26 protein-coding genes and 3 tRNA genes are annotated in these 22,214 nt (G+C 62.2%); 18 read left to right on the forward strand and 11 right to left on the reverse strand.

From position 1 onward, the window contains the following. The 12 genes from FFS60_RS28650 to FFS60_RS08420 form a co-directional block, all read left to right on the forward strand. Positions 1–76, forward strand: a 76-nt coding sequence (locus tag FFS60_RS28650) for a DUF5447 family protein (RefSeq protein ID WP_171016507.1), incomplete at its 5' end; no start/stop codon positions are given. Positions 77–79: 3 nt separating this feature from the next. Further along, positions 80–292 (forward strand): hypothetical protein, encoded by a 213-nt coding sequence (locus FFS60_RS08370; protein ID WP_137821705.1) that lies wholly within the window; start codon positions 80–82, stop codon positions 290–292. A gap of 266 nt (positions 293–558) precedes the next feature. Then, complete coding sequence (locus FFS60_RS08375; RefSeq protein WP_137821706.1) at positions 559–960, forward strand: DNA-binding protein; 402 nt, start codon at positions 559–561, stop codon at positions 958–960. A gap of 182 nt (positions 961–1,142) precedes the next feature. Next, a complete protein-coding gene (locus FFS60_RS08380; protein WP_137821707.1) occupies positions 1,143–1,358 on the forward strand; it encodes a hypothetical protein in 216 nt (71 codons plus the stop codon). A 7-nt stretch (positions 1,359–1,365) separates the two neighbouring features. Beyond that, positions 1,366–1,590 (forward strand): major capsid protein, encoded by a 225-nt coding sequence (locus tag FFS60_RS08385; RefSeq protein WP_137821708.1) that lies wholly within the window; start codon positions 1,366–1,368, stop codon positions 1,588–1,590. Between the two features lie 475 nt (positions 1,591–2,065). Then, positions 2,066–3,160 (forward strand): virulence factor TspB C-terminal domain-related protein, encoded by a 1,095-nt coding sequence (locus FFS60_RS28995; protein ID WP_256658053.1) that lies wholly within the window; start codon positions 2,066–2,068, stop codon positions 3,158–3,160. Beyond that, the gene (locus tag FFS60_RS08395; protein WP_137821709.1) at positions 3,160–3,486 is read left to right on the forward strand and encodes a DUF2523 domain-containing protein; all 327 of its coding nucleotides are present in this window, start codon (positions 3,160–3,162) and stop codon (positions 3,484–3,486) included. The genes FFS60_RS28995 and FFS60_RS08395 overlap by 1 nt, the downstream gene beginning before the upstream one ends. Before the next feature lie 11 nt (positions 3,487–3,497). Beyond that, entirely contained in the window at positions 3,498–4,676 is a 1,179-nt protein-coding gene (locus FFS60_RS08400) for a zonular occludens toxin domain-containing protein (protein ID WP_137821710.1), read from the forward strand. Positions 4,677–4,860: 184 nt separating this feature from the next. Further along, positions 4,861–6,123 carry a hypothetical protein gene (locus tag FFS60_RS08405; RefSeq protein ID WP_137821779.1) on the forward strand — a complete coding sequence of 421 codons (1,263 nt, stop codon included), beginning with the start codon at positions 4,861–4,863 and terminating at the stop codon, positions 6,121–6,123. Beyond that, positions 6,120–7,109 (forward strand): tyrosine-type recombinase/integrase, encoded by a 990-nt coding sequence (locus FFS60_RS08410; protein WP_137821711.1) that lies wholly within the window; start codon positions 6,120–6,122, stop codon positions 7,107–7,109. Before FFS60_RS08405 ends, FFS60_RS08410 begins: the two co-directional genes overlap by 4 nt. Positions 7,110–7,144: 35 nt before the next feature. Beyond that, a complete protein-coding gene (locus tag FFS60_RS08415; protein WP_028629912.1) occupies positions 7,145–7,390 on the forward strand; it encodes an Arc family DNA-binding protein in 246 nt (81 codons plus the stop codon). Then, positions 7,387–7,809, forward strand: a complete 423-nt coding sequence (locus FFS60_RS08420; protein WP_120654602.1) for a type II toxin-antitoxin system VapC family toxin — start codon at positions 7,387–7,389, stop codon at positions 7,807–7,809. Before FFS60_RS08415 ends, FFS60_RS08420 begins: the two co-directional genes overlap by 4 nt. Positions 7,810–7,897: 88 nt before the next feature. On the opposite strand, the gene FFS60_RS08425 is transcribed toward FFS60_RS08420, so the two are convergent. The 10 genes from FFS60_RS08425 to FFS60_RS08470 all read right to left on the reverse strand — a co-directional run bounded on the left by FFS60_RS08425 (position 7,898) and on the right by FFS60_RS08470 (position 15,130). After that, positions 7,898–7,974 (reverse strand) — tRNA-Met (locus tag FFS60_RS08425). Between the two features lie 223 nt (positions 7,975–8,197). Continuing rightward, on the reverse strand, positions 8,198–9,298 hold the full coding sequence (gene ychF / locus FFS60_RS08430; RefSeq protein ID WP_028629914.1) for a redox-regulated ATPase YchF: 1,101 nt from the start codon (positions 9,296–9,298) through the stop codon (positions 8,198–8,200). A 26-nt stretch (positions 9,299–9,324) separates the two neighbouring features. Then, positions 9,325–9,909 carry an aminoacyl-tRNA hydrolase gene (gene pth / locus FFS60_RS08435; RefSeq protein ID WP_137821712.1) on the reverse strand — a complete coding sequence of 195 codons (585 nt, stop codon included), beginning with the start codon at positions 9,907–9,909 and terminating at the stop codon, positions 9,325–9,327. Between the two features lie 38 nt (positions 9,910–9,947). Then, entirely contained in the window at positions 9,948–10,550 is a 603-nt protein-coding gene (locus FFS60_RS08440; RefSeq protein WP_028629916.1) for a 50S ribosomal protein L25/general stress protein Ctc, read from the reverse strand. A 105-nt stretch (positions 10,551–10,655) separates the two neighbouring features. Continuing rightward, complete coding sequence (locus FFS60_RS08445; RefSeq protein WP_028629917.1) at positions 10,656–11,597, reverse strand: ribose-phosphate pyrophosphokinase; 942 nt, start codon at positions 11,595–11,597, stop codon at positions 10,656–10,658. An 85-nt stretch (positions 11,598–11,682) separates the two neighbouring features. After that, positions 11,683–11,757 (reverse strand) — tRNA-Gln (locus FFS60_RS08450). Positions 11,758–11,818: 61 nt separating this feature from the next. Then, positions 11,819–11,893: transfer RNA gene (locus tag FFS60_RS08455), tRNA-Gln, on the reverse strand. A gap of 32 nt (positions 11,894–11,925) precedes the next feature. After that, the gene (gene ispE, locus FFS60_RS08460; protein ID WP_137821713.1) at positions 11,926–12,777 is read right to left on the reverse strand and encodes a 4-(cytidine 5'-diphospho)-2-C-methyl-D-erythritol kinase; all 852 of its coding nucleotides are present in this window, start codon (positions 12,775–12,777) and stop codon (positions 11,926–11,928) included. Position 12,778: 1 nt separating this feature from the next. Next, positions 12,779–13,396, reverse strand: coding sequence for a lipoprotein insertase outer membrane protein LolB (gene lolB, locus FFS60_RS08465; RefSeq protein ID WP_028629919.1), 618 nt, complete (start codon positions 13,394–13,396; stop codon positions 12,779–12,781). A 3-nt stretch (positions 13,397–13,399) separates the two neighbouring features. After that, complete coding sequence (locus FFS60_RS08470; RefSeq protein WP_137821714.1) at positions 13,400–15,130, reverse strand: tetratricopeptide repeat protein; 1,731 nt, start codon at positions 15,128–15,130, stop codon at positions 13,400–13,402. A gap of 183 nt (positions 15,131–15,313) precedes the next feature. Here FFS60_RS08470 and hemA point away from each other — a divergent pair, with 183 nt between their 5' ends. The 6 genes from hemA (at position 15,314) to FFS60_RS08500 (ending at position 20,652) form a co-directional block, all read left to right on the forward strand. Further along, the gene (gene hemA / locus FFS60_RS08475; protein WP_028629921.1) at positions 15,314–16,588 is read left to right on the forward strand and encodes a glutamyl-tRNA reductase; all 1,275 of its coding nucleotides are present in this window, start codon (positions 15,314–15,316) and stop codon (positions 16,586–16,588) included. Continuing rightward, positions 16,585–17,667, forward strand: coding sequence for a peptide chain release factor 1 (prfA, locus tag FFS60_RS08480; protein WP_028629922.1), 1,083 nt, complete (start codon positions 16,585–16,587; stop codon positions 17,665–17,667). Before hemA ends, prfA begins: the two co-directional genes overlap by 4 nt. A gap of 1 nt (position 17,668) precedes the next feature. After that, entirely contained in the window at positions 17,669–18,499 is an 831-nt protein-coding gene (gene prmC / locus FFS60_RS08485) for a peptide chain release factor N(5)-glutamine methyltransferase (protein WP_137821715.1), read from the forward strand. Next, complete coding sequence (locus FFS60_RS08490; protein WP_028629924.1) at positions 18,493–19,248, forward strand: molybdopterin-synthase adenylyltransferase MoeB; 756 nt, start codon at positions 18,493–18,495, stop codon at positions 19,246–19,248. Before prmC ends, FFS60_RS08490 begins: the two co-directional genes overlap by 7 nt. Continuing rightward, positions 19,241–20,035, forward strand: a complete 795-nt coding sequence (murI, locus tag FFS60_RS08495; RefSeq protein ID WP_137821716.1) for a glutamate racemase — start codon at positions 19,241–19,243, stop codon at positions 20,033–20,035. Before FFS60_RS08490 ends, murI begins: the two co-directional genes overlap by 8 nt. A 101-nt stretch (positions 20,036–20,136) precedes the next feature. Next, positions 20,137–20,652 carry an acyloxyacyl hydrolase gene (locus FFS60_RS08500; protein WP_028629926.1) on the forward strand — a complete coding sequence of 172 codons (516 nt, stop codon included), beginning with the start codon at positions 20,137–20,139 and terminating at the stop codon, positions 20,650–20,652. Between the two features lie 130 nt (positions 20,653–20,782). Here FFS60_RS08500 and phrB read toward each other — a convergent pair whose 3' ends face one another. Beyond that, a complete protein-coding gene (gene phrB / locus FFS60_RS08505; RefSeq protein WP_137821717.1) occupies positions 20,783–22,213 on the reverse strand; it encodes a deoxyribodipyrimidine photo-lyase in 1,431 nt (476 codons plus the stop codon). Position 22,214: the final 1 nt, after the last annotated feature.

Genomic DNA, 22,214 nt, shown 5'->3' on the forward strand with positions numbered 1-22,214 from the left:
GAAGTACTGGCACGTTGTGTACGACAGCGGGCCACCCACGCCCTTCGTGCCCATCCACGAGCCGTTCGAGGACTGAGCCATGACTGACGCCCAACTCATCACCCTGGTCGTGGCCCTGATCGCCGTCCTGACCTTCCGCCTGGCCAAAGCCTTCGGGCTTTTCCCCCGCCTGCGCCTCCACACCGCATTCGCCCAGGTCCAGGGCCGCCGCACCGGCTTGTCCGAACACGCTTCACCGTTCGGCCAAACGGAGCGCCGGGCGAAGCGCACCCTTGACCGTCCACCACCCTGAAACAGCCTCGGCTTGGGAGAGAGGGGCAACGCTTCACCGCCCCGCGCTCCCGAGCCCTCGGCGGCAAGAGCGGGATGACAAGGGCAGCGCCCTTGGTGTTTGAGGCCTGACCGGCCACCCCGCAGCCCGACCGTACGCACCAGGCACCACCCACAGCCACACCGACAGAACGGCCAACCACGGGTCGAGGGACCCTTCACGCCCAAGAAAGTCGAGCCGGCTGATTACAGACCGCGCCCAAGGCGCAACCAAAAGAGGAAATACCCATGTTCGACATCCCAACCGCCAAAGCCACCCTGGAAATCCTCGTCGTCCAGACCGACTGGTACGCCAAGAAAGACACCGGCGAAGTCTTCGCCAGCCTGCAGGGCTTCTCGCCCATCCCCCAAGGCTCCAAGGAACGCCCCAACGCCCGTGGCTTCGAGTTCACCGGCTACAGCTGCGACCCCGCCGTGCTGGAAGAAATCGACTTCAGCCGCGGCCCGCAAAAGATGAAATTCGAAACCGCCGTCCGCCCCACCCGCGACCAGTACGGCCGCATCGAGAACAAGCAGGTGATCGTCGCCGTGGTGCACGACCAACCGGCCCCGCGCAGCAACCAGCCGAACCGCCAGCAGCAGGCTCAGCCGCAAGCCACTCCGGCTCCGACTGAACCGGCCAAGTCCTAACCGGGGGAGGGCGCCGCCATGGTGATTCTGGATCGCGTCGTGTGTGACCGCTGCGGGCGACCGATGGGCCAGCTCTGGAATCAACCGGCCCCGGCGTCCGACCTCCTGCCGAAGCTCCATGAACACACCTGCCCGGGTGGCTGTGAAGAACCGCTGCCGGCCCAGGTCCTGGAGCACGCGGCGTGAACTTCATCGTCTGTGACGGCGACTGGGGCATCCGGGTAGGCGGCGGCATCGTCTGCACCGGGCAACTGTCCGCTGTCACGGCTGAAGAACTCCGGACCTCGCTCGATCACGGGTCCGGTTTGAGCTGGGAGGACGCCATGGCGTTGAAGGATGAAGTCCTGATCCTCTTCGCCTCGGTCTTTGCCTTCCTCATCCTGAAAAAACTGCTGTGAGGTCTCTATGAGCCAGAACCTGCAATCCCTCCTGCGCCGTTCCGTCGGTGCCACCACCGCCGCTGTCGGCACTGCCTGTGCCTTCGTCGGATCCATCGTCTACGCCGCCGTACCCGCCGAAGCCACCGGCGCCCTGACCACTGCCGGTGAGGACACCAACACCATCGGTTGGGCCGTGTTCGCCGTCCTGGTCGGCGCTGCGGCGTTCAAGTACATGCGCCGCGCGTTGTAACCCCGGCGTCCGCTCCACGGGCCCGGTTCGCCGGGCCTTTCTTTTCCACAGGGCGAGTAGCGAGATGGTGAATCCATGTCCTTCGACTATCCGACGTTTTATCTGGCCCTTTGCTGCGTGGCTTTTTACCTGGTGTTTTTCGGGCGGCTCTGAGGCGGCGACCTATGCCTGGGTATTCCTGCCCGACAACCTCAGGCTTGGCGCTAAGGCCAGCCCGGAAGCGTTGTGCGAGGCTGCCCGATTAACCACCATCTATCCAACGAAGAGTGTCTCGCCGCTGTACCGTGATGGCACGCAGGCCGACTGCACTCTCCGAAATGCTGAGGGCACGCCGCGTTGGGCTAACCCGATGTATCGAATCGGGGACTCCTGCCCACCGGGGCAACCCCTTAACCCGATGACGGGGGCCTGCGAGGTGCCTGCACCGGATGTCTGCGAACCGACCATCGGTAAGCAAATCTCCCACGAACACCGCATGGGCGAATACACCGGTGGTGGTGCGATCGGCGCCCGCACCGATCCGGCCGGCGTGGTTTGCCAGAACGCCTGCCAGTATGCCTGGAACGGTGCCGGGCCGACCAACGTTTACCGCTTCGTCGATGGCACGCCCAATGGCGTGTTCGGCCTGTTCTCGTACAAGGGCAATGGCGTGTCCTGCACCGCCGAAGACAGCCCCAACAAGGGGCCATCCTCCCTCGAGGCGCAATCCAAGTCTGAATCCAGCTGCACCGACAAGGTGACGGATGGGGAAGGGCGGGTGCACATGACCTGCCAGACCACCTCTGAATACACCAACCCCGGCTCATGCGACCGTGGGCAGGTGGACGTGGGGGCGGGTATCCAGGACGTGTGCATCCCCAAGACCCCGCCGCCTTCCAAGCAGAAAACCGAGACCGAGAAGGAAATCACCGAGGTCACCAACCCGGACGGCTCCAAGACCACCACCACCAGCGAAACCACCACCACGACCAACTGCTCGGGCACCAAGGCCTGCACCACCAGCGTGACCAACAACACCTCGGTCAGCCACACCAACGCGGACGGCAGCAAGGGCGACGAGTCCTCCACCTGCACCGGTTCGGGGTGCAAGGACGGTGACGGCAAGTCCCAGGACGACAAGGCCAAGGAACAGCAGGAGAAGGAGGAAGAGGAGAAAGATGAGTCCAGCGCCACCGGCCTGCAATGCGAGCAGTCGATTACCTGCGAAGGCGACGCCATCCAGTGCGCCATCCTCCAGCAGGAGAAGGAGCAGAAGTGCGCCGCCGAAGAGCTGAACGACTTCCCCGGTCACAAGCAGGAAATTGAAGAGCTGCTGACCGGTGCCGATCCCGGCAACCCCGAGTCCCCTGAGCTGCAGGTGCCGTCCTTTATCGAGTCCGGCGCCCGCTGGCTGCCCTCCGGTACCTGCCCGGTAGACAAGACCGTCAGCCTGCGCTCCGGCGGCGGCAAGACCCTCGCGTTTTCCTATGAGCCGCTGTGCGCGGCGGCTTCCGACCTTTCCTACGTCTTCGTCGCCATCGCCTCGATCATGGCGGCGCTGTACGTGGGCCGTGCCTTTGGAGGTGCCTGATGCAATTCCTCTTCATCGCCCAGCTCATCATCATGATCATCGGCCCCGCTGTACGCCTCGTGCTGCGCATGCTCGGCGTCGGCTTCGTCACCTACGTCGGCTACAACGCTGTGCTCGATGTGGCGAAGAACTACATCACCCAGAACATCGGCAGTACCGGGGTGGTGATTCAGCAGATGCTCGGCCTCGCCAAGTTCGACGTCATCGTCAACATCTTCCTCTCCGCGATCACCACCCGCCTGATCCTCACCGGACTGGACAAGGCCGCCGACCTCAAACGCAAACAAGTCTGGCGTGCCCCTGGTGGCACCTCCATTGATGCTTAAGGGAGGCGGCCATGATCATCCTGCGTACCGGCAAGCCCGGTCACGGCAAGACCCTCAACGCCATCCGCGAAATCGACGACAAGGCCTTTCGGGCTGGCCGCGTCGTCTACTACCACAACGTCACCGGCCTCAAGCCGGAGAAGCTGCAAGCGGCGTGGTTCGAGTTCGACGACGCCACCAAATGGTATGAGCTACCCGCCGACGCCATCATCGTGGTGGACGAAGCCCAGGGTTCTGCGGCGGTGCCCATGTTCGGCGTGCGAGACCCGCGCAAGGCGATCCCCGAACACGTCAGCCGCCTGGAGCTGATCCGCAAGAACGGCCACGAGCTGCACCTGATCACCCAGGACCCGCGCTTTCTCGATGTGCATGCACGGCGGCTGGCCGATGGGCATATCCACTTCGTGCGGGTGTTCAAGTCCGCCCAGCTGCTGCGCTTCGAATCGCAGTTCGTCATCGAGGAGGTAGAGAAGAAGACCGCCTTCAAGGACGCCGACAAGCAGCCGGTGAAGATCGACAAACGCTTCTTTGACGTCTACCAGAGCGCCAACGCCGGCCACCACTTCAAGGTCAACCTGCCGAAGAAATTCATCCTCGCCTGCCTGGTGCTGGTGGTCGCGGCGGTGCTCGTCTATCGCGCCTATGAGCGCTACAAGCAGGGCTCCACCCCGGTAGAAGCGGCGGCGGTGGCCAGCGTTGAAAAGTCCCTGGTGGACAAGGTCAGCGACAAGGTGGACGCGGTACTCAGTCCACCCACCGGCAGCGCGCCCAAGACCAAGGCGCAGTATCTCGCCAGCCTGCAACCGAGGATCCCGGATATCCCGTCCACGGCGCCGGTGTATGACGAACTGACCAAGCCGGTGACCCATCCGCGCCTGTACTGCCTGTCCACGTCGGATCCGTTCCTGGTCGCCAAGCGTCCACCGGACACGGTGAAGGATGGCGTCTCCTGCCAGTGCTACAGCCAGCAGGCCACCCGCGTCGCCACCTCGTTTGACTTCTGCATCATGGCCGCGACCTACGGCTACTTCGACTCCAGCCTGCCGGATCGGCAATCCCTGGAGACCTACAAGGCCAATCCGCTGCCTTCCGCGTCCGCCCCTGGCCAACAGTCCTTCGGCCCCGATACGCCACCGAAGCAAGTCCGCGTGACCCAGGTGCCTTACGTGAAGGGGGAGTTCCTGTGGTAGCTGCAAGCCGTTTTGCACACCGTCAGGCCTTCTCCCGCGGCCCTTTTGCCCGGATGCGAGCCCGCGAGCACCGCGCAAAGGGCCGCGGGCCTGACGTCCCTGTAGCACGTCTTATGAACCGCTTTTAGAAACCTTGTTGTTACTCACTGATGGGGAAAGAACAGTGAAGAAAGCAATTGATCAGATGCGTCTGGATGGACTCACCGCTGAGCCCTCGAAATTCGGGCGTTTGTTCCTGGACCCGAAGACCGCACGCATCAACGACCTGTCCAGCGTCCGCCTGTTGGGCTGTCGTGTGGATACGGTTCGGCAGCTCTACCGTGGGATGTTGCGTCCCGAGATTGTTTCTTTGGTGGAGCAGGGCGACATCGTCGAATTTGCCGGGCACCAGTGGCACGCAGGACGTGTAGGTCGCGATTCGGGCTACCAGTACAAGCTGCAGAACGCTGACCTTGGCTTCGTCCTCCTGTTGAAGAACTTCAACGTGAAGATCGACGTAATCGGCGCCCACATGAAGATCGAAGTGAGCCCGCACGCCATTCAGTCATGCACGCCCGACGTCCTGCAGGAGTGGATGGACCGCTTCGCCAAGGCAGCCATGCAACACGTCGAGCCCAACCAGTGCGCCGTGCATCTCGCCCTGGACGTGCAAGGCTGGACGCCTCCCGAGGATCTGATTGACCGTCTGCTGTGCCGTGCACGAGCCCGCCGTGACCTTTCCGGCATCAAGGAAGTGCACTACGACGGGGAAGCCGTCTCCTATGGCCGTGGCCAGTCCTTCCTGTTCGGTTCGGCGTCAGGCATCCAGCTCGCCATCTACAACAAGTCCCTTCAGGCCTGGAGCATCGACAAGCTCGACTATTGGCGCTCGGTCTGGTCCGGCATGGACAACCCGTTCGATGTCGAGGACGACCAGAACTACGACCCTGAAGCTCCTGTCTGGCGGATCGAACTGCGCTATCACCACTCCGTCGTCCAGCAGTTTGCCGATGGCTCGGCCGATATGGATACCGGCGCCATGATCGACAACCGCACTTTTGCCGAACTGGCGGGCCATCTCGACGGGCTGTTCCAGTACGGTCTGGAGTCTTTCCGCTTGTGTTCCAGTAAGGGCGTACTCGATGCCTTCTGGACCCTGATGCGCCAGGACGTGAAGGTCTCTATCCCGGCTGAATCGCTGGCGGGACGCACCCACTACAAGCGCCACTTCAAGACCTCCCAGGGCTTCACCGGCAAGAACGTGGAGCTCTTCCTGGGAAACTTCATCAGCCTGCTTGCACGGGAGCGAGTGGGCGCGGAAAAGGCCTTCGCCAGCCTCCGGGAATGGGTGTGCTGGCCGGTAATACGCGATCACTACGCCGCAAAGGAAAAGGGCGAGCGTGATATCTACAAGCACATCCAGAAGCTGCTGACGGAGCGAACGATCAGGTGGGGTAGGGCGGTATGACGGCACGCAAGGAAGGTAAGACCTGGACGGCGGATTTCTATGAGAACGGTCGCTCCGGGCGCCGAATCCGCAAATACGGGTTTCTCACCAAGGCTGCTGCTCAGCGCTATGAGGCGAACTTCCTGTCCTTGCTGAAGCAAACCGGCAGGCCGCTGGATGATCGCCTGTCTGACCTGGTGCAACTCTGGTACGACCTGCATGGCTGCTCGCTCAAGGACCACCAATACAGACTCGCTCGAACATTGGCGGTGGTCGAACGACTACACGACCCGTGCGTGTCTGAGTTCGATACGCTCGCCTGGGCTCGTTATCGGCAATCACGCCTCAAGGATGTCTCGCCGCACACGGTCAACCATGAGCAGCGCTATCTCTCCGCCGTTTTCTCGGAACTGAACCGCTTGGGGGCGTGGGTAGGAGACAACCCTCTCGCCAAGGTCCGTCAGATCAAGACCGATCAGGTAGAACTCACATTTCTGACCTTGGCGCAGATCGAGCAGCTCCTCGAGGAGTGCCGCAAGTCCACCAACAACCATACCTACCCCGTCGCGCTGATCTGCCTGGCAACGGGAGCGCGTTGGGATGAGGCTGAATCGCTGCAGCGCAGTGCCATATTCGGAGGCAAGGCGCACTTCCACCGGACCAAAAACCGCCAGTCCAGGTCAGTACCGATCCCCGCTGAAGTTGAGGCGATAGCGCTCAAGGTAGGGATGCCCGGGAATGGCCGGCTGTTCGTGTCCTGTAGGGCCGCATTTCGAAGTGCCTACCTGCGCTGTGGCTTCCACACACCAGGGCAGATGACCCACATCCTCCGGCATACCTTCGCCAGCCACTACATGATGGGGGGAGGGGACATCCTCAGCTTGCAGCGGATCCTCGGCCACTCGTCGATCGCCATGACCATGCGCTATGCGCATCTGTCGCCGGATCATCTGGAATCCGCATTGCGTCTGTCGCCATTGGCGCAAAGCAGGCACGTTCCAGTATGATTGCAGTGATTGCAATGATTCCATTGGAGGTCCCTATGGCTAGCATCACGATTCGCAACCTGGACGATGAGCTGAAAGCTCGGCTTCGTGTCGTGGCCGCCAGCCATGGTCGCTCGATGGAGGAAGAAGTGAGGGTGATCCTTGCTGAAGCACTTGCGAAGCAGAACAAGCCCAGCGGAATGGGCACTCGGATTCACGAACTTTTTGCCGCTGCGGGCGGTGTGGATTTGGAATTGCCTCCCCGCAACACAAAGGCACGTGCAGCGGACTTTGATGAATGATCCTGTTAGACACCAATGTCCTTTCGGAGATGATGAAATCCAGGCCTGACCCAAGCGTCGTTGCATGGCTGGATGCTCAGCCAGGTAGCGAACTGGTGATCTGTTCCATCTCAGTGGCTGAGATCCTTTATGGGATCGCCAGGATGCCAAACGGTAAGCGGAAGGATTTGTTGGCGATAGGCGCCGACACGCTTTTCAACAAGCTCTTTGCCGGCTGCATTCTGCCTTTTGATGTGGATGCAGCTGTGCACTATGCGGCGCTGGTTTCGGCCAGTGAAGCCAAGGGAAGGGTGACAGATATGGCTGATGGACAGATTGCGGCGATAGCCCGGCTCTACAGCGCCAAGGTCGCTACACGAAACACCCGTGACTTCGAGGAGTTGGGGGTGGACCTTGTGAATCCTTGGGAAGGTGCCTAGCAAAGGCTCGGTAGTCGGGATGTAGTCTGTTTGTAGTCTGTCGCCCAAAACAAAAAAGGGCTAGCTTGCGCTAACCCTTTGATTTGTATGGTGGCTACACCGGGACTTGAACCTGGGACATCAGCATTATGAATGCTGCGCTCTAACCGACTGAGCTATGTAGCCGAGTGGCGCGCATTTTCCGCATCTGTCGGGGGGCTGTCAACCCCTTCGCTTAGATAATTTTGTGATCTTTCAATTGTTTAGGTGGTGAGAACGTTTTCAGGGAAGCGCGGTGGCCGGGGAGGGTTTTCAGCGGATCGAAGCAGGTGCCCGTGATGGGTATCGCTTCGCTCAACACCATCCTACAGAAGCAAAAAGCCCCGGAGGTCCGGGGCTTTTTCGTGGATCAGACGTTAAAGCGGAAGTGCATCACGTCGCCGTCTTTGACGATGTATTCCTTGCCTTCAAGACGCCATTTTCCGGCTTCTTTGGCACCGTTTTCACCCTTGTACTGGATGAAGTCGTCATAGGCGACTACTTCGGCGCGGATGAAGCCTTTTTCGAAGTCGGTGTGGATAACGGCAGCAGCCTGCGGGGCGGTGGCTCCGATACGGACGGTCCAGGCGCGGACTTCCTTCACGCCTGCGGTGAAGTAGGTCTGCAGGTTGAGCAGGTCGTAGCCGGCGCGGATCACGCGGTTCAGGCCGGGCTCTTCGAGGCCGAGGGCTTCGAGGAACATGTCCTTTTCTTCGCCGTCGTCGAGTTCGGCGATTTCGGCTTCGATCTTGTTGCACACCGGAACCACGATGGCGCCTTCTTCCTCGGCAATGACTCTCACCACGTCAAGGTGCGGGTTGTTCTCGAAACCGTCTTCGGCAACGTTGGCGATGTACATGACCGGTTTGCTGGTGAGCAGGTGGAAGCCGCGAACGAGGCGCTTCTCCTCGTCACCCAGGTTCTTCAGCAGCGAGCGCGCCGGCTTGCCTTCGCTGAAGTGGGGGATGAGTTTTTCCAGCAGGGCTTTCTGTGCCAGGGCGTCCTTGTCACCGCCCTTGGCGTTGCGAGCGACTTTCTGCAGTTGCTTTTCGCAGCTGTCGAGGTCGGCGAAGATCAGTTCGAGATCGATGATCTCGATGTCGCGTTTGGGGTCGACGCTGTTGGAAACGTGGATGACGTTCTCGTCTTCGAAACAGCGCACCACGTGGGCGATGGCGTCGGTCTCGCGGATGTTGGCAAGGAACTTGTTACCCAGGCCTTCACCTTTGGAAGCACCGGCTACCAGGCCGGCGATGTCGACGAATTCCATCGTGGTGGGGATCACGCGCTCGGGCTTGACGATCTCGGCCAGGGCATTGAGGCGCAAGTCGGGCATCGGCACGATGCCGCTGTTCGGCTCGATGGTGCAGAAGGGGAAGTTCTCCGCTGCAATACCGGACTTGGTCAGGGCGTTGAACAGGGTGGACTTGCCGACGTTAGGCAGGCCGACGATGCCGCAATTGAATCCCATGGAGTGTGCCTCTGCGCGGAGTGGGTTCAGGCCTTGCGACTGTGCAGCTTCTGCATGGCGCGGGTGAGGTCACCGGCGAGCAGTTCTGGCATCACGTCGAGGGCGAAATCGATGCTGGTGTCGAGCAGTTCCTGTTCGCTGCGCGGGGCGCGACTGAGAACGAAGCCGGAAACCAGGCTGCTGTGCCCCGGATGGCCGATGCCAAGCCGCAGGCGATGGAACGAATTCTGGTTGCCGAGTTGAGCGATGATGTCGCGCAACCCGTTGTGGCCGCCGTGGCCGCCGCCAGTCTTGAGCTTGGCAACACCGGGTGGCATGTCGAGTTCGTCGTGGGCCACCAGAATGGCCTCGGGCGGAATGCGGAAGAACCCGGCCAGGGCCGCTACGGACTGGCCGCTGCGGTTCATGTAGGTGGTGGGGATCAGCAGACGAACGTCGCGACCTTGGTGAGAGAACTTCCCGACCAGGCCGAAGTACTTCTTGTCGAGGCTCAGATTGACGCGTTCGCGCGTCGCCAGGCGCTCAACGAAAAGGGCCCCTGCGTTATGCCGGGTCTGGTCGTATTCGGGGCCTGGATTACCCAGGCCGACGATCAGTTGAATGGCAGTCACTACAGGGGCCCTTTGTCAGGCTGACGCAGAGTAAGAAATTACTCGGCTTCGCCTTCTTCCTTCACCACGCGGGAAGCATGGATGTTGGCAACTGCCAGGTCGTTGCCGTGGGCCAAGGCCACCAGCTCGACGCCTTTCGGCAGGGTCAGGTCGGACAGGTGAACGGTCTGACCTACTTCGACCTTGGCCAGGTCAACTTCGATGAACTCCGGCAGGTCTTTCGGCAGGCAGGAGACTTCGACTTCAGAGATGGTGTGGGAAACTTCGCCGCCGCCTTGCTTCACGCCAACGGAGGTAGCTTCGTTGATGAAGTGCAGGGGGATGTGGGCGGTCAGCTTCTGGCCGGCAACTACGCGCTGGAAGTCAGCGTGCAGTACGAAGCCTTTGGCCGGGTGGCGCTGCAGGGCTTTGATCAGAACGGTTTCGGTAGCGCCGGAAACGTTCAGGGCGATCACGTGGCTGAAAGCAGCTTCGTTTTCCAGCAGCTTGGCCAGGTCTTTGGCCAGCAGGCTTACGGATTGCGGGGCTTTCTCGCCGCCGTAAATTACAGCGGGAACCAGGTTGGCATTACGACGCAGGCGGCGGCTCGCACCTTTCCCCAGGTCAGAACGCGCTTCGGCATTCAGGGCAAAATCAGTCATTACACTTCTCCAAAATAGCCAAAACGCCCGTAATGCTTGCGACCAGCATCCGGGCGGTTGGGCAAATAGCCCCGCCGAGGCGGGGTGCTTTCGTCAGGGATGTCCTTAACGGAACATCGCGCTGATCGATTCCTCATTACTGATGCGGCGGACCGCTTCAGCCACAACCGGCGCGATATCCAGCTGACGGATACGCGAGCAGGCTTGTGCCGCGGCGGACAGCGGGATGGTGTTGGTCACCACCAGCTCGTCCAGCACGGAGTTTTCGATGTTCTCGATGGCACGTCCGGACAGCACTGGGTGGGTGCAGTAGGCGTAGACCTTGGCAGCGCCATGGTCCTTCAGGGCCTTGGCTGCGTGGCCCAGGGTGCCAGCGGTGTCGACCATGTCGTCGACCAGCACGCAGGTGCGGCCTTCGACATCGCCGATGATGTGCATGACTTCGGACTGGTTGGCCTTCGGACGACGCTTGTCGATGATGGCAAGGTCAACACCGAGGGACTTGGCCACGGCACGGGCACGAACCACGCCACCGATGTCCGGGGAAACGATCATCAGGTTTTCGAAGCGCTGGTCTTCGATGTCATCGACCAGGACCGGGGAGCCGTAGATGTTGTCCACCGGAATGTCGAAGAAGCCCTGGATCTGGTCGGCGTGCAGGTCGACGGTGAGTACACGGTCGATGCCGACTACGGTCAGCATGTCAGCCACTACCTTGGCGCTGATGGCCACGCGGGCGGAACGCGGACGGCGATCCTGGCGGGCATAGCCGAAGTAGGGGATGACCGCAGTGATGCGGGAGGCCGAGGAACGGCGGAAGGCGTCAGCCATCACCACCAGTTCCATCAGGTTATCGTTGGTCGGTGCGCAAGTCGGCTGGATCAGGAAGACGTCCTTGCCGCGGACATTTTCATTGATTTCAGCACTGATTTCGCCGTCGGAGAACTTGCCTACGGAGGCATCGCCGAGGGGAATATGCAGTTGACGTACGACGCGACGCGCCAGATCGGGGTTGGCATTCCCCGTGAAGACCATCATCTTGGACACGCGCAGTACCTGCCGGCTGAGGGTAGACCTGATGAATCAAAAAGCCGTTCAAAGGCCGTAGCTTTTGAACAGCTTTTTAAGTGTATGGCAGGGGCGGCTGGATTCGAACCAACGCATGGCAGGATCAAAACCTGCTGCCTTACCGCTTGGCGACGCCCCTAGAATTTTAACTTGCTGCGCAGTGCTTTCGTTGTGTTGTACGTAAACCCCGGTGGGGTTAATGGCAGGGGCGGCTGGATTCGAACCAACGCATGGCAGGATCAAAACCTGCTGCCTTACCGCTTGGCGACGCCCCTGTATCGTACAACCGAATGCCTTGCATTCCTTCTCAAGCCAGACCTTGAAGCTTGCGGTGCAACATCGAGATGTTACGCCCCTGAGCGACAAAGCTCGGCAGAGTGGCCGGAAGTTGGCGCGAGACTTTATCAGCATCGCTCTTGCTTGGGAAGCTCCCAAACACACAAGCTCCAGTGCCGGTCAATCTAGCTGATGTGAAATTATTCAACAAGATCAGCGCGTTACGTACATCTGGGTAACGTTTCTCGACCACCGGCTGACAGTCATTCCGACCGCCCCCCTCAAGAAGGCTGCGAACTTTAATGGGCGGAGAATTCCGTGTCAACTCAGGATCGGAGAAAACTTCTGCTGTGCTGACAAAGACTTGCGGCACCGCTACGAGGAACCAGGGCTCCGGCAGCTCCACTGGAGTCAGCTGCTCGCCGACACCTTCCGCGAAGGCGGCGCGGCCACGCACGAAGACCGGTACGTCGGCGCCTAGGGAGAGCCCGAGGGTGGCCAGGCGATCTTCGCTCCAGCCCAGGTTCCACAGGCGATTCAGGGCGAGGAGGGCAGTGGCGGCGTCGGAGCTTCCGCCCCCGATCCCGCCCCCCATGGGCAAACGCTTGTCCAGCCAGATGTCGGCTCCGAGGCGGCAACCCGATTCGGCCTTCAGTTTGCGAGCAGCGCGAACGATCAAGTTGCTGTCATGGGGGACGCCGTGCACTTCGGTGCGCAGGTGGATTTCACCGTCCTGGCGCAGCGAGAAACCCAGTTCGTCGCCATGGTCGAGAAACTGGAAGAGCGTCTGTAGCTCGTGATAGCCGTCGGCGCGACGGCCGAGGATGTGCAGCATCAGGTTGAGCTTGGCTGGAGCAGGCAGGATGAGTTGCGCGTCCTGCATGTCACTGCCCGAGCTGGCGTGGCTGCCAGTCCTTGATCACCAAGGTGACGTCAAGGTTCTCGCCACTGAGCTTGATGCGCTCGGGCAGGGCATAGCCGTTTTGCTCGACATAGCTCAGGTATTGCACTTGCCAGCCGTCCTGCTCCAGGTGGGACAGGCGACTGGCGCCGTCGAGGGTCAGGCGGCTGCGAGTGTCGGGGGCGGGCAAGCCGCGCACCCACCAGAGCAAGTGGGACACCGGCAGGCGCCAGCCGAGCTGTTCTTCCAGGAGCGCTTCGGGGGTTTCGGCCTGGTAACGGCCCTGATTGGCTACTTCCAGTTCGATCTTGCCCGGGCGGCCAGTCAGGCGCGCGGCACCACGGCCCAGCGGGCCGGAAAGGCGGATGTCGTAATAATCCTGGCGCTGCAGCCAGAACAGGGTGCCGCTTCCGGAGTCCTTGGGGGCACGGATGCCTACTTTGCCGCTGATCTGCCAGCCGTCGAGGGTGCTGACCTGGGCCTTGTGCGCATTCCAGGAGGCCTGGTTGCCCTGGCCTTCGAAGGTTTCATGGGGAATCAGGGCGGCGCAGCCGGTGAGCAGGAGAAGCGCGCCAGCCGCCAGGAGGTTACGTAAACGCATGGATCAGAGGGCTCCGGAGCCAGTCAGGCGTTGCATGGTGTCACGGAGAATGGTGCTGTCAGGCTGCTTTTGCAGGGCCTCAGCCCAGATCTTGCGGGCTTCGACCTGTTTGCCCTGGGCCCAGAGCACTTCGCCCAGGTGCGCGGCGACTTCGTGGTCGGGGAACTCTTTGAGGGCCAGGCGCAGCAGCCGTTCGGCTTCAGGCAAGTTGCCCATGCGGTAATTCACCCAGCCGAGGCTGTCGAGGATGGCCGGGTCGTCCGGGTTGAGCTTGTGGGCCTGTTCCACCAGCTTCTTGGCCTCGTCGTAACGCGTGGTACGGTCGGCCAGGGTATAGCCGAGGGCGTTCAGCGCCATGGCGTTTTCCGGCTCGCGCTCGATGATGAAGCGCAGGTCCTTCTCCAGTTGGGTCAGGTCGTTGCGCTTCTCGGCCAGCATGGCGCGGGTATAGAGCAGATTGAGGTCGTCGGGATACTGCTGCAGGCCCTGCTGGATGACCTTCCAGGCGCGCTCGGGCTGCTGGCGCTCAGCCAGGCTTTCGGCTTCGATCAGGTAAAGCTGGATAGCGTAGTCCGGCTGGGCATCGCGGGCCTTGGCCAGGCGAGCTTCCGCTTCGTCGGGCTTGCCGCTTTCCAGAAGGATTTCCACCTGGCGCATTTGCGCTGGCAGGTAGTCATTGCCCGGCCCGACCAAGGCGTACTCAAGCAGCGCGCTGTCTTTGTCGCCACGCTTTTCATAGACCTGGCCAAGGTTGAAGTGCGCCGAATCGACGTGGCTGCCGCGGTCAACCAGTTCTTCCAGGTAGACCTGGGCTTCGTCCCAGGCTTCGCCTTCCAGGCAGACCAGCGCCAGGGAGTAGCGCAGGTCGTCGTCGTCAGGGAATTGCTGGACCAGGCCGGAGAACTCGGATTTGGCTTCGTCCAGGCGACCTTGCTCTACCAGCATGCGGGCGTAAGTCAGGCGCAGGCGCTTGTCGTCAGGGTGTTGCTTGATGGCCTTCTGCAGCAGTGGAAGGGCCTCGTCGCCACGTTTGAGGCTTTGCAGTAGGCGAGCGCGCAGCAGGATCGGGGCGATTTCCTTGTCGTCGGAGGGCACCCCTTCGAGCAGATGGAGTGCTTCTTCGGTGCGGCCATCCTGTTGCAGCAGCACGGCCTTGCCGAAGACGAGTTGGCTATTGTCCGGGTACTTGGTCAGCAGGCGGTCAAAGCTTTGCAACAGGCCTGCGCGGGTATCGGCGTCGGTTTCCGCGGCAGAGAGCGCGAGGAAGTCGAAATGGGTGTCGCCCTGACCCTGGAGCACCTTCTCCATATAGGTCATGGCTTCGTCATGACGGCCGGAGCGCGCCAGTTGCACGGCTGCGGCGCGCTGGGCATCAAGGTTGTCGGGAGCGTTCTTGGCCCAGATCAACGAGGTGTCCAATGCGGCTTGGTCTGCGCCCAGGTACTCGGCGATGCGGAAAGCGCGCTCGGCTACAGCCGGGTCCTGTGTGGCGTTGGCCTGCTGTACGTAGTTGCCGAGGGCGATGTCGAATCGGTTGCGCTGACCAGCCAGTTCGGCAGCGAGCAGGGCGTAGAGGGTTTCGCGGTTGAACGAACCATAGACCTCGGGCTTGGCGGGCGCGGAGGCCTGGTTGCCTTCCTCGACCGGCGGGGTGCCGTCCGGGGACTTGTGGGTCAAGCTCTGACAGCCGCCGAGAAACAGCAGGGCGGTCAGCAACGAGAGGGATCTATTCATAGGAAGGAAGGCGACTAACCAGCGAGTGTCTCATCATGACACAAGCCGTCAGGCTAGCACATGGGGCGGGGCGGCAACCCGCGGGGGCAAACCTGGTCGAGCAGACAATTATCGGCGGTGGTTGTCGTTGTTCGGGTGAAGTAGGACAATTGCGCGCCCTCCTGTTTCAGTTAGCGACCCTGCATGGCCTTCATTGCTCTTGGTATCAACCACAAGACCGCCTCGGTGGATGTCCGCGAACGCGTGGCTTTCACCCCCGAGCAGCTGGTTGAGGCCCTGCAGCAGCTGTGTCGCATAACGCCCAGTCGCGAGGCGGCGATCCTCTCCACCTGCAACCGCAGTGAGCTTTACCTGGAGCAGGATCACCCCAGCACCGATGAGGTACTCGCCTGGCTGGCCGGCTACCACAACCTCAGCCTGGAAGAGCTGCGTGCCTGTGCCTACGTGCACCAGGACGATGCCGCCGTCCGCCACATGATGCGCGTTGCCTCCGGGTTGGACTCCATGGTCCTCGGAGAGCCGCAGATTCTCGGCCAGATGAAGTCCGCCTACGCCGTTGCCCGTGAGGCCGGTACGGTCGGTCCGCTGCTCGGCCGCTTGTTCCAGGCGACTTTCAGCACCGCCAAGACGGTGCGTACCGACACCGCCATTGGCGAGAACCCGGTTTCCGTGGCCTTCGCTGCCGTCAGCCTGGCCAAGCAGATCTTCTCCGACCTGCACCGCAGCCAGGCGCTGTTGATCGGCGCCGGCGAGACCATCACCCTGGTCGCCCGCCACCTGCACGAGCAGGGCGTGAAGCGCATCGTGGTCGCCAACCGTACCCTGGAGCGCGCCAGCATCCTGGCCGAAGAGTTCGGCGCCCATGCCGTGCTGCTGGCCGACATGCCCCAGGAACTGGTCAACAGCGATATCGTCATCAGCTCCACAGCAAGCCAGTTACCAATTCTTGGCAAGGGCGCGGTGGAGCGTGCGCTGAAGCAGCGTCGACACAAACCGATCTTCATGGTCGACATCGCTGTCCCGCGTGACATCGAGCCCGAAGTGGGTGAACTGGACGACGTCTACCTCTATACCGTGGACGACTTGCACGAGGTCGTCGCGGAAAACCTCAAGAGCCGCCAGGGTGCAGCCCAGGCTGCCGAGGAGCTGGTGGGGGCTGGTGTCGAAGACTTCATGCAGCGCCTGCGAGAGCTGGCCGCGGTTGACGTATTGCGAGCCTATCGCCAGCAGGCGGAGCGTCTGCGTGACGAGGAAGTGCTCAAGGCGCAGCGCATGCTGCAGAACGGCACTTCGGCCGAAGAAGTGCTGGCCCTGCTGGCCCGTGGCCTGACCAACAAGCTGCTGCACGCCCCCAGCGTGCAGCTGAAGAAACTCTCTGCCGACGGTCGCTTCGACGCGCTGGCCGTGGCCCAGGAACTCTTCGCCCTCGACGAGGGCTCGGATAAACGTTCGCAATGAAAGCTTCCCTGCTGAACAAGCTCGACCTCCTCCAGGACCGCTACGAGGAGCTCACCGCCCTGCTCGGCGATGCCGAAGTCATCAGTGACCAAGGGAAATTCCGCGCTTACTCCAAGGAGTTTGCCGAGGTCGAGCCGGTGATTCTGGCGTTTCGCGAGTTCCGCAAGGTTCAGAGTGATCTGGAAGGCGCCCAGGCGCTGCTCAAGGACAATGATCCAGACCTGCGCGAGATGGCCGAGGAGGAAGTCGCACTCGCCCGCGAGCAGTTGGTGGAGCTGCAAGACCGCCTGCAGCGCATGCTGCTGCCCAAGGACCCCAACGACGGTCGCAACGTGTTCCTGGAAATCCGCGCCGGTACCGGCGGCGACGAGGCGGCGATCTTCTCCGGCGACCTCTTTCGCATGTATTCCCGCTATGCCGAGCGCCAGGGTTGGCGTGTCGAAATCCTCTCCGAAAACGAAGGGGAGCACGGTGGCTACAAGGAAGTGATTGCCCGGGTCGAAGGCGACAACGTCTACGCCAAGCTCAAGTTCGAGTCCGGAGCGCACCGTGTGCAACGGGTGCCGGAAACCGAATCCCAGGGGCGCATCCACACCTCCGCTTGCACTGTCGCCGTGCTGCCAGAGCCCGACGAGCAGGCCGCCATCGAGATCAATCCCGCCGATCTGCGCGTCGACACCTACCGCTCCTCGGGCGCCGGTGGTCAGCACGTCAACAAGACTGATTCGGCGGTGCGGATCACCCACATCCCGTCGGGCATCGTGGTTGAGTGCCAGGAAGAGCGTTCGCAGCACAAGAACCGCGCAAAGGCCATGGCCTGGCTCGCTGCCAAGCTGAATGACCAGCAGGAAGCCGCCGCTCAAAAGGAAATCTCCGACACCCGTCGTTTGCTGGTGGGTTCCGGTGACCGTTCCGAGCGCATCCGTACGTACAACTACCCGCAGGGCCGGGTTACCGACCATCGCATCAACCTCACCCTCTACGCCCTGGACGACGTCATGGCCGGGGGAGTGGAGGCTGTGATCGAGCCATTGCTTGCCGAATACCAGGCCGACCAGCTCGCGGCTCTGGGAGACTGACGTGACGATCATCGCCAGCCTCCTCGGGCAAGCCCAGCTGCCTGATTCCCCTACCCCGCGCCTGGATGCCGAACTGCTGCTGGCTGCCGCCCTTGGCAAGCCGCGCAGCTTCCTGCACACCTGGCCGGAACGGGTGGTCTCCAGCGAAGTGGCTGAACGTTTCGCCAGCTACCTGCAGCGCCGCCGCATGGGTGAGCCAGTGGCGTACATCCTCGGTCACCAAGGCTTCTGGAGCCTGGACCTGGAGGTAGCACCCGATACCTTGATCCCGCGTCCGGATACCGAGCTGCTGGTGGAAACGGCGCTGGCCCTGCTGCCGGCAAGTACCTCCAAGGTGCTTGACCTGGGTACTGGCACCGGAGCCATTGCCTTGGCCCTGGCATGCGAGCGCCTGGGCTGGGAAGTGACCGGTGTCGATCGCATTTCCGCCGCCGTGGCGCTGGCTGAGCGCAACCGCGCGCGCCTCAAGCTGAACAACGCCCGGTTCGTCGAGAGCCATTGGTTCTCCGCCCTGGGCGAGCAACGCTTCGCGCTTATCGTCAGCAATCCGCCTTACATACCCTCCCAGGACCCGCACCTGGCCCAGGGGGACGTGCGCTTCGAACCGACCAGCGCCCTGGTCGCCGGCGCTGATGGTCTGGACGACATCCGCCTGATCATCCGGGACGCACCCAAGCACCTGCTGCCTGGTGGCTGGTTGCTGCTGGAACATGGTTACGACCAGGCTCCGGCCGTGCGTGACCTGTTGTCCCGCCAGGGCTTTCAGCACGTGGAAAGCCGCCGCGACCTGGGCGACCACGAACGCATCTCCCTTGGACAATGGCCATGCTGAGTGATCAGGAACTCCTTCGCTACAGCCGGCAGATCCTCTTGCCGCAGATCGACGTCGACGGCCAACTGCGGCTGAAGCAGAGCCGTGTCCTGATCGTCGGTCTCGGAGGCCTGGGTTCTCCGGTCGCCCTCTACCTGGCCGCCGCCGGGGTAGGTGAACTGCACCTGGCAGACTTCGACACCGTCGACCTGACCAACCTGCAGCGGCAGATCGTCCACGACAGCAACAGCGTCGGGCAAAGCAAGGTCGATTCAGCCATGGCCCGCCTTGCTGCGTTGAATCCGGACGTGCGCCTGGTGCCGCACTCGCGTGCGCTGGATGAGGATTCCCTGGCCGCCGCTGTCGCTGCGGTGGATGTGGTGCTGGACTGCACCGACAATTTCGGTACCCGCGAAGCGGTCAACGCCGCGTGCGTGGCTGCCGGCAAACCGCTGGTGTCTGGCGCTGCAATTCGTCTCGAGGGCCAGCTTTCGGTCTTTGACCCGCGTCGCGACGACAGCCCTTGCTACCACTGCCTCTACGGTCATGGCAGTGAAGCCGAGCTGACTTGCAGCGAAGCCGGTGTGGTCGGCCCACTGGTTGGTCTGGTGGGCAGCCTGCAGGCATTGGAAGCCCTGAAGCTGCTCGCCGGATTCGGTGAGTCCATGGTCGGCCGCCTGTTGCTGGTGGATGCCCTGGGCAGTCGTTTCCGCGAGCTGCGGGTCAAGCGCGACCCCGCCTGCGAAGTCTGCGGTGTCCGGCATGCCTGAGGCGGCCACGATCGGGGTCTTCGACTCGGGCGTTGGCGGCCTCTCCGTCCTGCGGGAAATCCGCACACTGTTGCCCCGCGAATCGCTGCTGTACGTGGCCGACAGTGGCCATGTCCCGTACGGTGAGAAGAGCGCCGACTTCATCCGCGAACGCAGCCATCACATCGCCGAGTTCCTTCTTGGCCAGGGCGCCAAGGCGCTGGTGCTGGCCTGCAACACCGCCACCGTGGCGGCCGTAGCCGACCTGCGCGAGCGTTATCCACAGCTGCCGATTGTCGGCATGGAGCCTGCAGTGAAGCCGGCAGCGGCGGCCACGCGCAGTGGTGTCGTGGGCGTGCTGGCGACCACGGGCACGCTGAAGAGCGCCAAGTTCGCTGCGCTGCTGGATCGCTTTGCGGGGGACGTGCGGGTGATTACCCAACCCTGTCCGGGACTGGTGGAGCGCATCGAAGCCGGCGACCTCATGGGCCCGGAGACGCGTGCCCTGTTGTCTGGCTATGTCGAGCCGCTGTTGGCCGAGGGGTGCGATACGCTGATCCTCGGTTGCACCCACTACCCGTTCCTGCGTCCGTTGTTGCGCCAGATGGTGCCGGACTCCGTCAGCCTGATCGATACCGGTGCGGCTGTTGCCCGACAGCTCCAACGCCTGCTGGATGCACGTGGCCTGCTGGCGGGCGGGGAGTCTGAACCATGTCGTTTCTGGTCGAGTGGCGACCCGGCGATGATGCAGGAAATCCTGCCGGTGCTCTGGGGCGAGTCTGCCCGCGTGGACAAGTTCCCTGACTGATGGAAAAGTCCGCCAGATTTCTTTCCCCGATTAAAAAGCTATCTATAATCGCGACTAGGTATTAACACGTTTTTCAGCACTTCAGAAAAAGGACTGTTTTCATGAAGAAGCTTTTCTGCTGGGCCGCAGCAGCAGCCATGTCTATCGGTCACATCGCTTCCGCTCAGGCGGCGGATGTTTCTTTGGATATAGGCCAGACTGGCGAGTCCACGATGGTGTATCGCTTGGGGACCCAATTCGATTTCTCCAGCAGCTGGTTCCAGAGCGACGTGGGTCGCCTGACCGGTTTCTGGGACGCCGCCTACACCTACTGGGAAGGTGACGAGACCTCCAGCAACCACAGCCTGTCCTTCTCGCCGGTGTTCGTCTATGAATTCGCCGGTGAGACTGTGAAGCCCTACATCGAAGCCGGTATCGGCGTTGCCGTGTTCGAAAACACCGATCTGGAAGACAATGACCTGGGCTCGTCCTTCCAGTTCGAAGACCGCCTGGGTCTGGGCCTGCGCTTCGCCAACCAGGAAGTCGGCGTACGTGCCATGCACTATTCCAACGCCGGCATCAAGCAGCCGAACGATGGCGTAGAGACTTATACCCTGCACTATCGCCTGTCCTTCTGAGGCGAATCTGCAGCACAAGAAACCGGACCAAGTGTCCGGTTTTTTGTTGGCGTTGCATTGATCCTCCGGGGTGGTGGAGCTCGGCAAGGCCCAACAATTGCCCACATGGCCCCGCAGGCCTGAGTCGTCTTCACACGACCCGTTCCGAAAGATTCCTGAAGGCCGCCAAGGCACGTTCACGGCTGGCGGAGAGATCCACCAGCGGTGGGGGATAGCCCGGCGCGCCGAACAGGCCGCCAAGGCTCGCCGGGTTGTGGATATCCCGCTTGTCCAGGTGGGCGAGTTCAGGCAGCCATTGGCGCAGGAAGCGACCGTCCGGGTCGAACTTCTGCGACTGGCTGATGGGGTTGAAGATGCGGAAGTAGGGGGCAGCATCGGTGCCGGTGGACGCGCTCCATTGCCATCCGCCGTTATTCGCTGCCAGGTCACCGTCGATCAGGTGGCGCATGAACCAGCGCTCGCCTTCGCGCCAGTCGATCAGCAAGTTCTTGGTGAGGAACATGGCCACTACCATGCGCAGGCGGTTGTGCATCCATCCGCTGGCGAGCAGCTGGCGCATGGCAGCGTCAACGATGGGAACGCCAGTGCGGCCCTGTTGCCAGGCTTCCAGTTCATCTGGCGCATGGCGCCAGGCAAGGGCTTCGGTTTCCTGGCGGAACGGGCGGTGCCGGGAGATGCGTGGGTAGCCGACCAGGATGTGCTTGTAGAACTCGCGCCAGAGCAGTTCGTTGATCCAGCAGACGGTACCGGCATTGCCACTGTCGAATTCGCCCTGATTGTTGCGCAGTGCCGCGTGCAGGCATTGGCGGGGCGAGAGCACGCCTGCGGCGAGGTACGGCGAGAGCTGGCTGGTGCCTGGCTGGGCGGGGAAGTCGCGGCGTTTCTCGTAGCACCAGAGCTCCTCCAGTGCAAAGGCATCCAGGCGTTCGAGGGCAGCCTCTTCGCCGGCCGGCCAGAGCTGCCGCAAGCTTTCCGGCGGCGTGGGAAAGCCGTCCACCATGGCCGGTGGCGTGTCACTGCGGATGCCCAGCTCGTCCTGCGCCCTGGGCGGTGGCAGGCAACTCGGCATGGCGATGTGCAGGCGCTGATAGCAGACCTTGCGGAACTGGCTGTAGACCTGGAAGTAGCTGCCGGACTGAGTCAACACACTGCCGGGGCGGAAGAACAGTTGGTCGAGATGACTGCGCAGGACAATGCCGTCTGCGGCCAGCCGCTCGGCCACCTGGCGGTCGCGGTGGGTTTCGTTGATGCCGTACTCCTCGTTTACCTGCACGGAGCTGATATCGAACTCGCGGCAGAGGTCACGCACCACGGACGGGGCGTCGGCCCAGGTTTCGGCGCGGCGAATCAGCAGCGGCACGTTCAATCGGCCCAGCGCGCGGGCCAGCGTTGCGAGGTTACGTAGCCAGAAGTCCACCTTGGCCGGTGCGTCGTCATGCGCCTGCCACTGGCCGGGGCTGACGAGATAGAGGGCGAGGGTGGGGCCGGCCGCCATGGCGGCGTGCAAGGCACTGTTGTCCTGCACGCGCAGGTCGGTGCGGAACCACATGAGTTGGCGCATG

This window comes from Pseudomonas sp. D(2018), from assembly GCF_005502555.1.
Taxonomy (GTDB): Bacteria; Pseudomonadota; Gammaproteobacteria; order Pseudomonadales; family Pseudomonadaceae; genus Metapseudomonas; species Metapseudomonas resinovorans.

Coding starts and splice junctions, on each gene's coding strand:
- FFS60_RS08370 (WP_137821705.1), top strand. CDS start 80: ATGACTGACGCCCAACTCATCACCCTGGTCGTGGCCCTGATCGCCGTC.
- FFS60_RS08375 (WP_137821706.1), top strand. CDS start 559: ATGTTCGACATCCCAACCGCCAAAGCCACCCTGGAAATCCTCGTCGTC.
- FFS60_RS08385 (WP_137821708.1), top strand. CDS start 1,366: ATGAGCCAGAACCTGCAATCCCTCCTGCGCCGTTCCGTCGGTGCCACC.
- FFS60_RS28995 (WP_256658053.1), top strand. CDS start 2,066: ATGGGCGAATACACCGGTGGTGGTGCGATCGGCGCCCGCACCGATCCG.
- FFS60_RS08395 (WP_137821709.1), top strand. CDS start 3,160: ATGCAATTCCTCTTCATCGCCCAGCTCATCATCATGATCATCGGCCCC.
- FFS60_RS08400 (WP_137821710.1), top strand. CDS start 3,498: ATGATCATCCTGCGTACCGGCAAGCCCGGTCACGGCAAGACCCTCAAC.
- FFS60_RS08405 (WP_137821779.1), top strand. CDS start 4,861: ATGCGTCTGGATGGACTCACCGCTGAGCCCTCGAAATTCGGGCGTTTG.
- FFS60_RS08410 (WP_137821711.1), top strand. CDS start 6,120: ATGACGGCACGCAAGGAAGGTAAGACCTGGACGGCGGATTTCTATGAG.
- FFS60_RS08415 (WP_028629912.1), top strand. CDS start 7,145: ATGGCTAGCATCACGATTCGCAACCTGGACGATGAGCTGAAAGCTCGG.
- FFS60_RS08420 (WP_120654602.1), top strand. CDS start 7,387: ATGATCCTGTTAGACACCAATGTCCTTTCGGAGATGATGAAATCCAGG.
- ychF (WP_028629914.1), bottom strand. CDS start 9,298: ATGGGATTCAATTGCGGCATCGTCGGCCTGCCTAACGTCGGCAAGTCC.
- FFS60_RS08440 (WP_028629916.1), bottom strand. CDS start 10,550: ATGACTGATTTTGCCCTGAATGCCGAAGCGCGTTCTGACCTGGGGAAA.
- ispE (WP_137821713.1), bottom strand. CDS start 12,777: ATGCAGGACGCGCAACTCATCCTGCCTGCTCCAGCCAAGCTCAACCTG.
- lolB (WP_028629919.1), bottom strand. CDS start 13,396: ATGCGTTTACGTAACCTCCTGGCGGCTGGCGCGCTTCTCCTGCTCACC.
- FFS60_RS08470 (WP_137821714.1), bottom strand. CDS start 15,130: ATGAATAGATCCCTCTCGTTGCTGACCGCCCTGCTGTTTCTCGGCGGC.
- hemA (WP_028629921.1), top strand. CDS start 15,314: ATGGCCTTCATTGCTCTTGGTATCAACCACAAGACCGCCTCGGTGGAT.
- prfA (WP_028629922.1), top strand. CDS start 16,585: ATGAAAGCTTCCCTGCTGAACAAGCTCGACCTCCTCCAGGACCGCTAC.
- FFS60_RS08490 (WP_028629924.1), top strand. CDS start 18,493: ATGCTGAGTGATCAGGAACTCCTTCGCTACAGCCGGCAGATCCTCTTG.
- murI (WP_137821716.1), top strand. CDS start 19,241: ATGCCTGAGGCGGCCACGATCGGGGTCTTCGACTCGGGCGTTGGCGGC.
- FFS60_RS08500 (WP_028629926.1), top strand. CDS start 20,137: ATGAAGAAGCTTTTCTGCTGGGCCGCAGCAGCAGCCATGTCTATCGGT.
- phrB (WP_137821717.1), bottom strand. CDS start 22,213: ATGCGCCAACTCATGTGGTTCCGCACCGACCTGCGCGTGCAGGACAAC.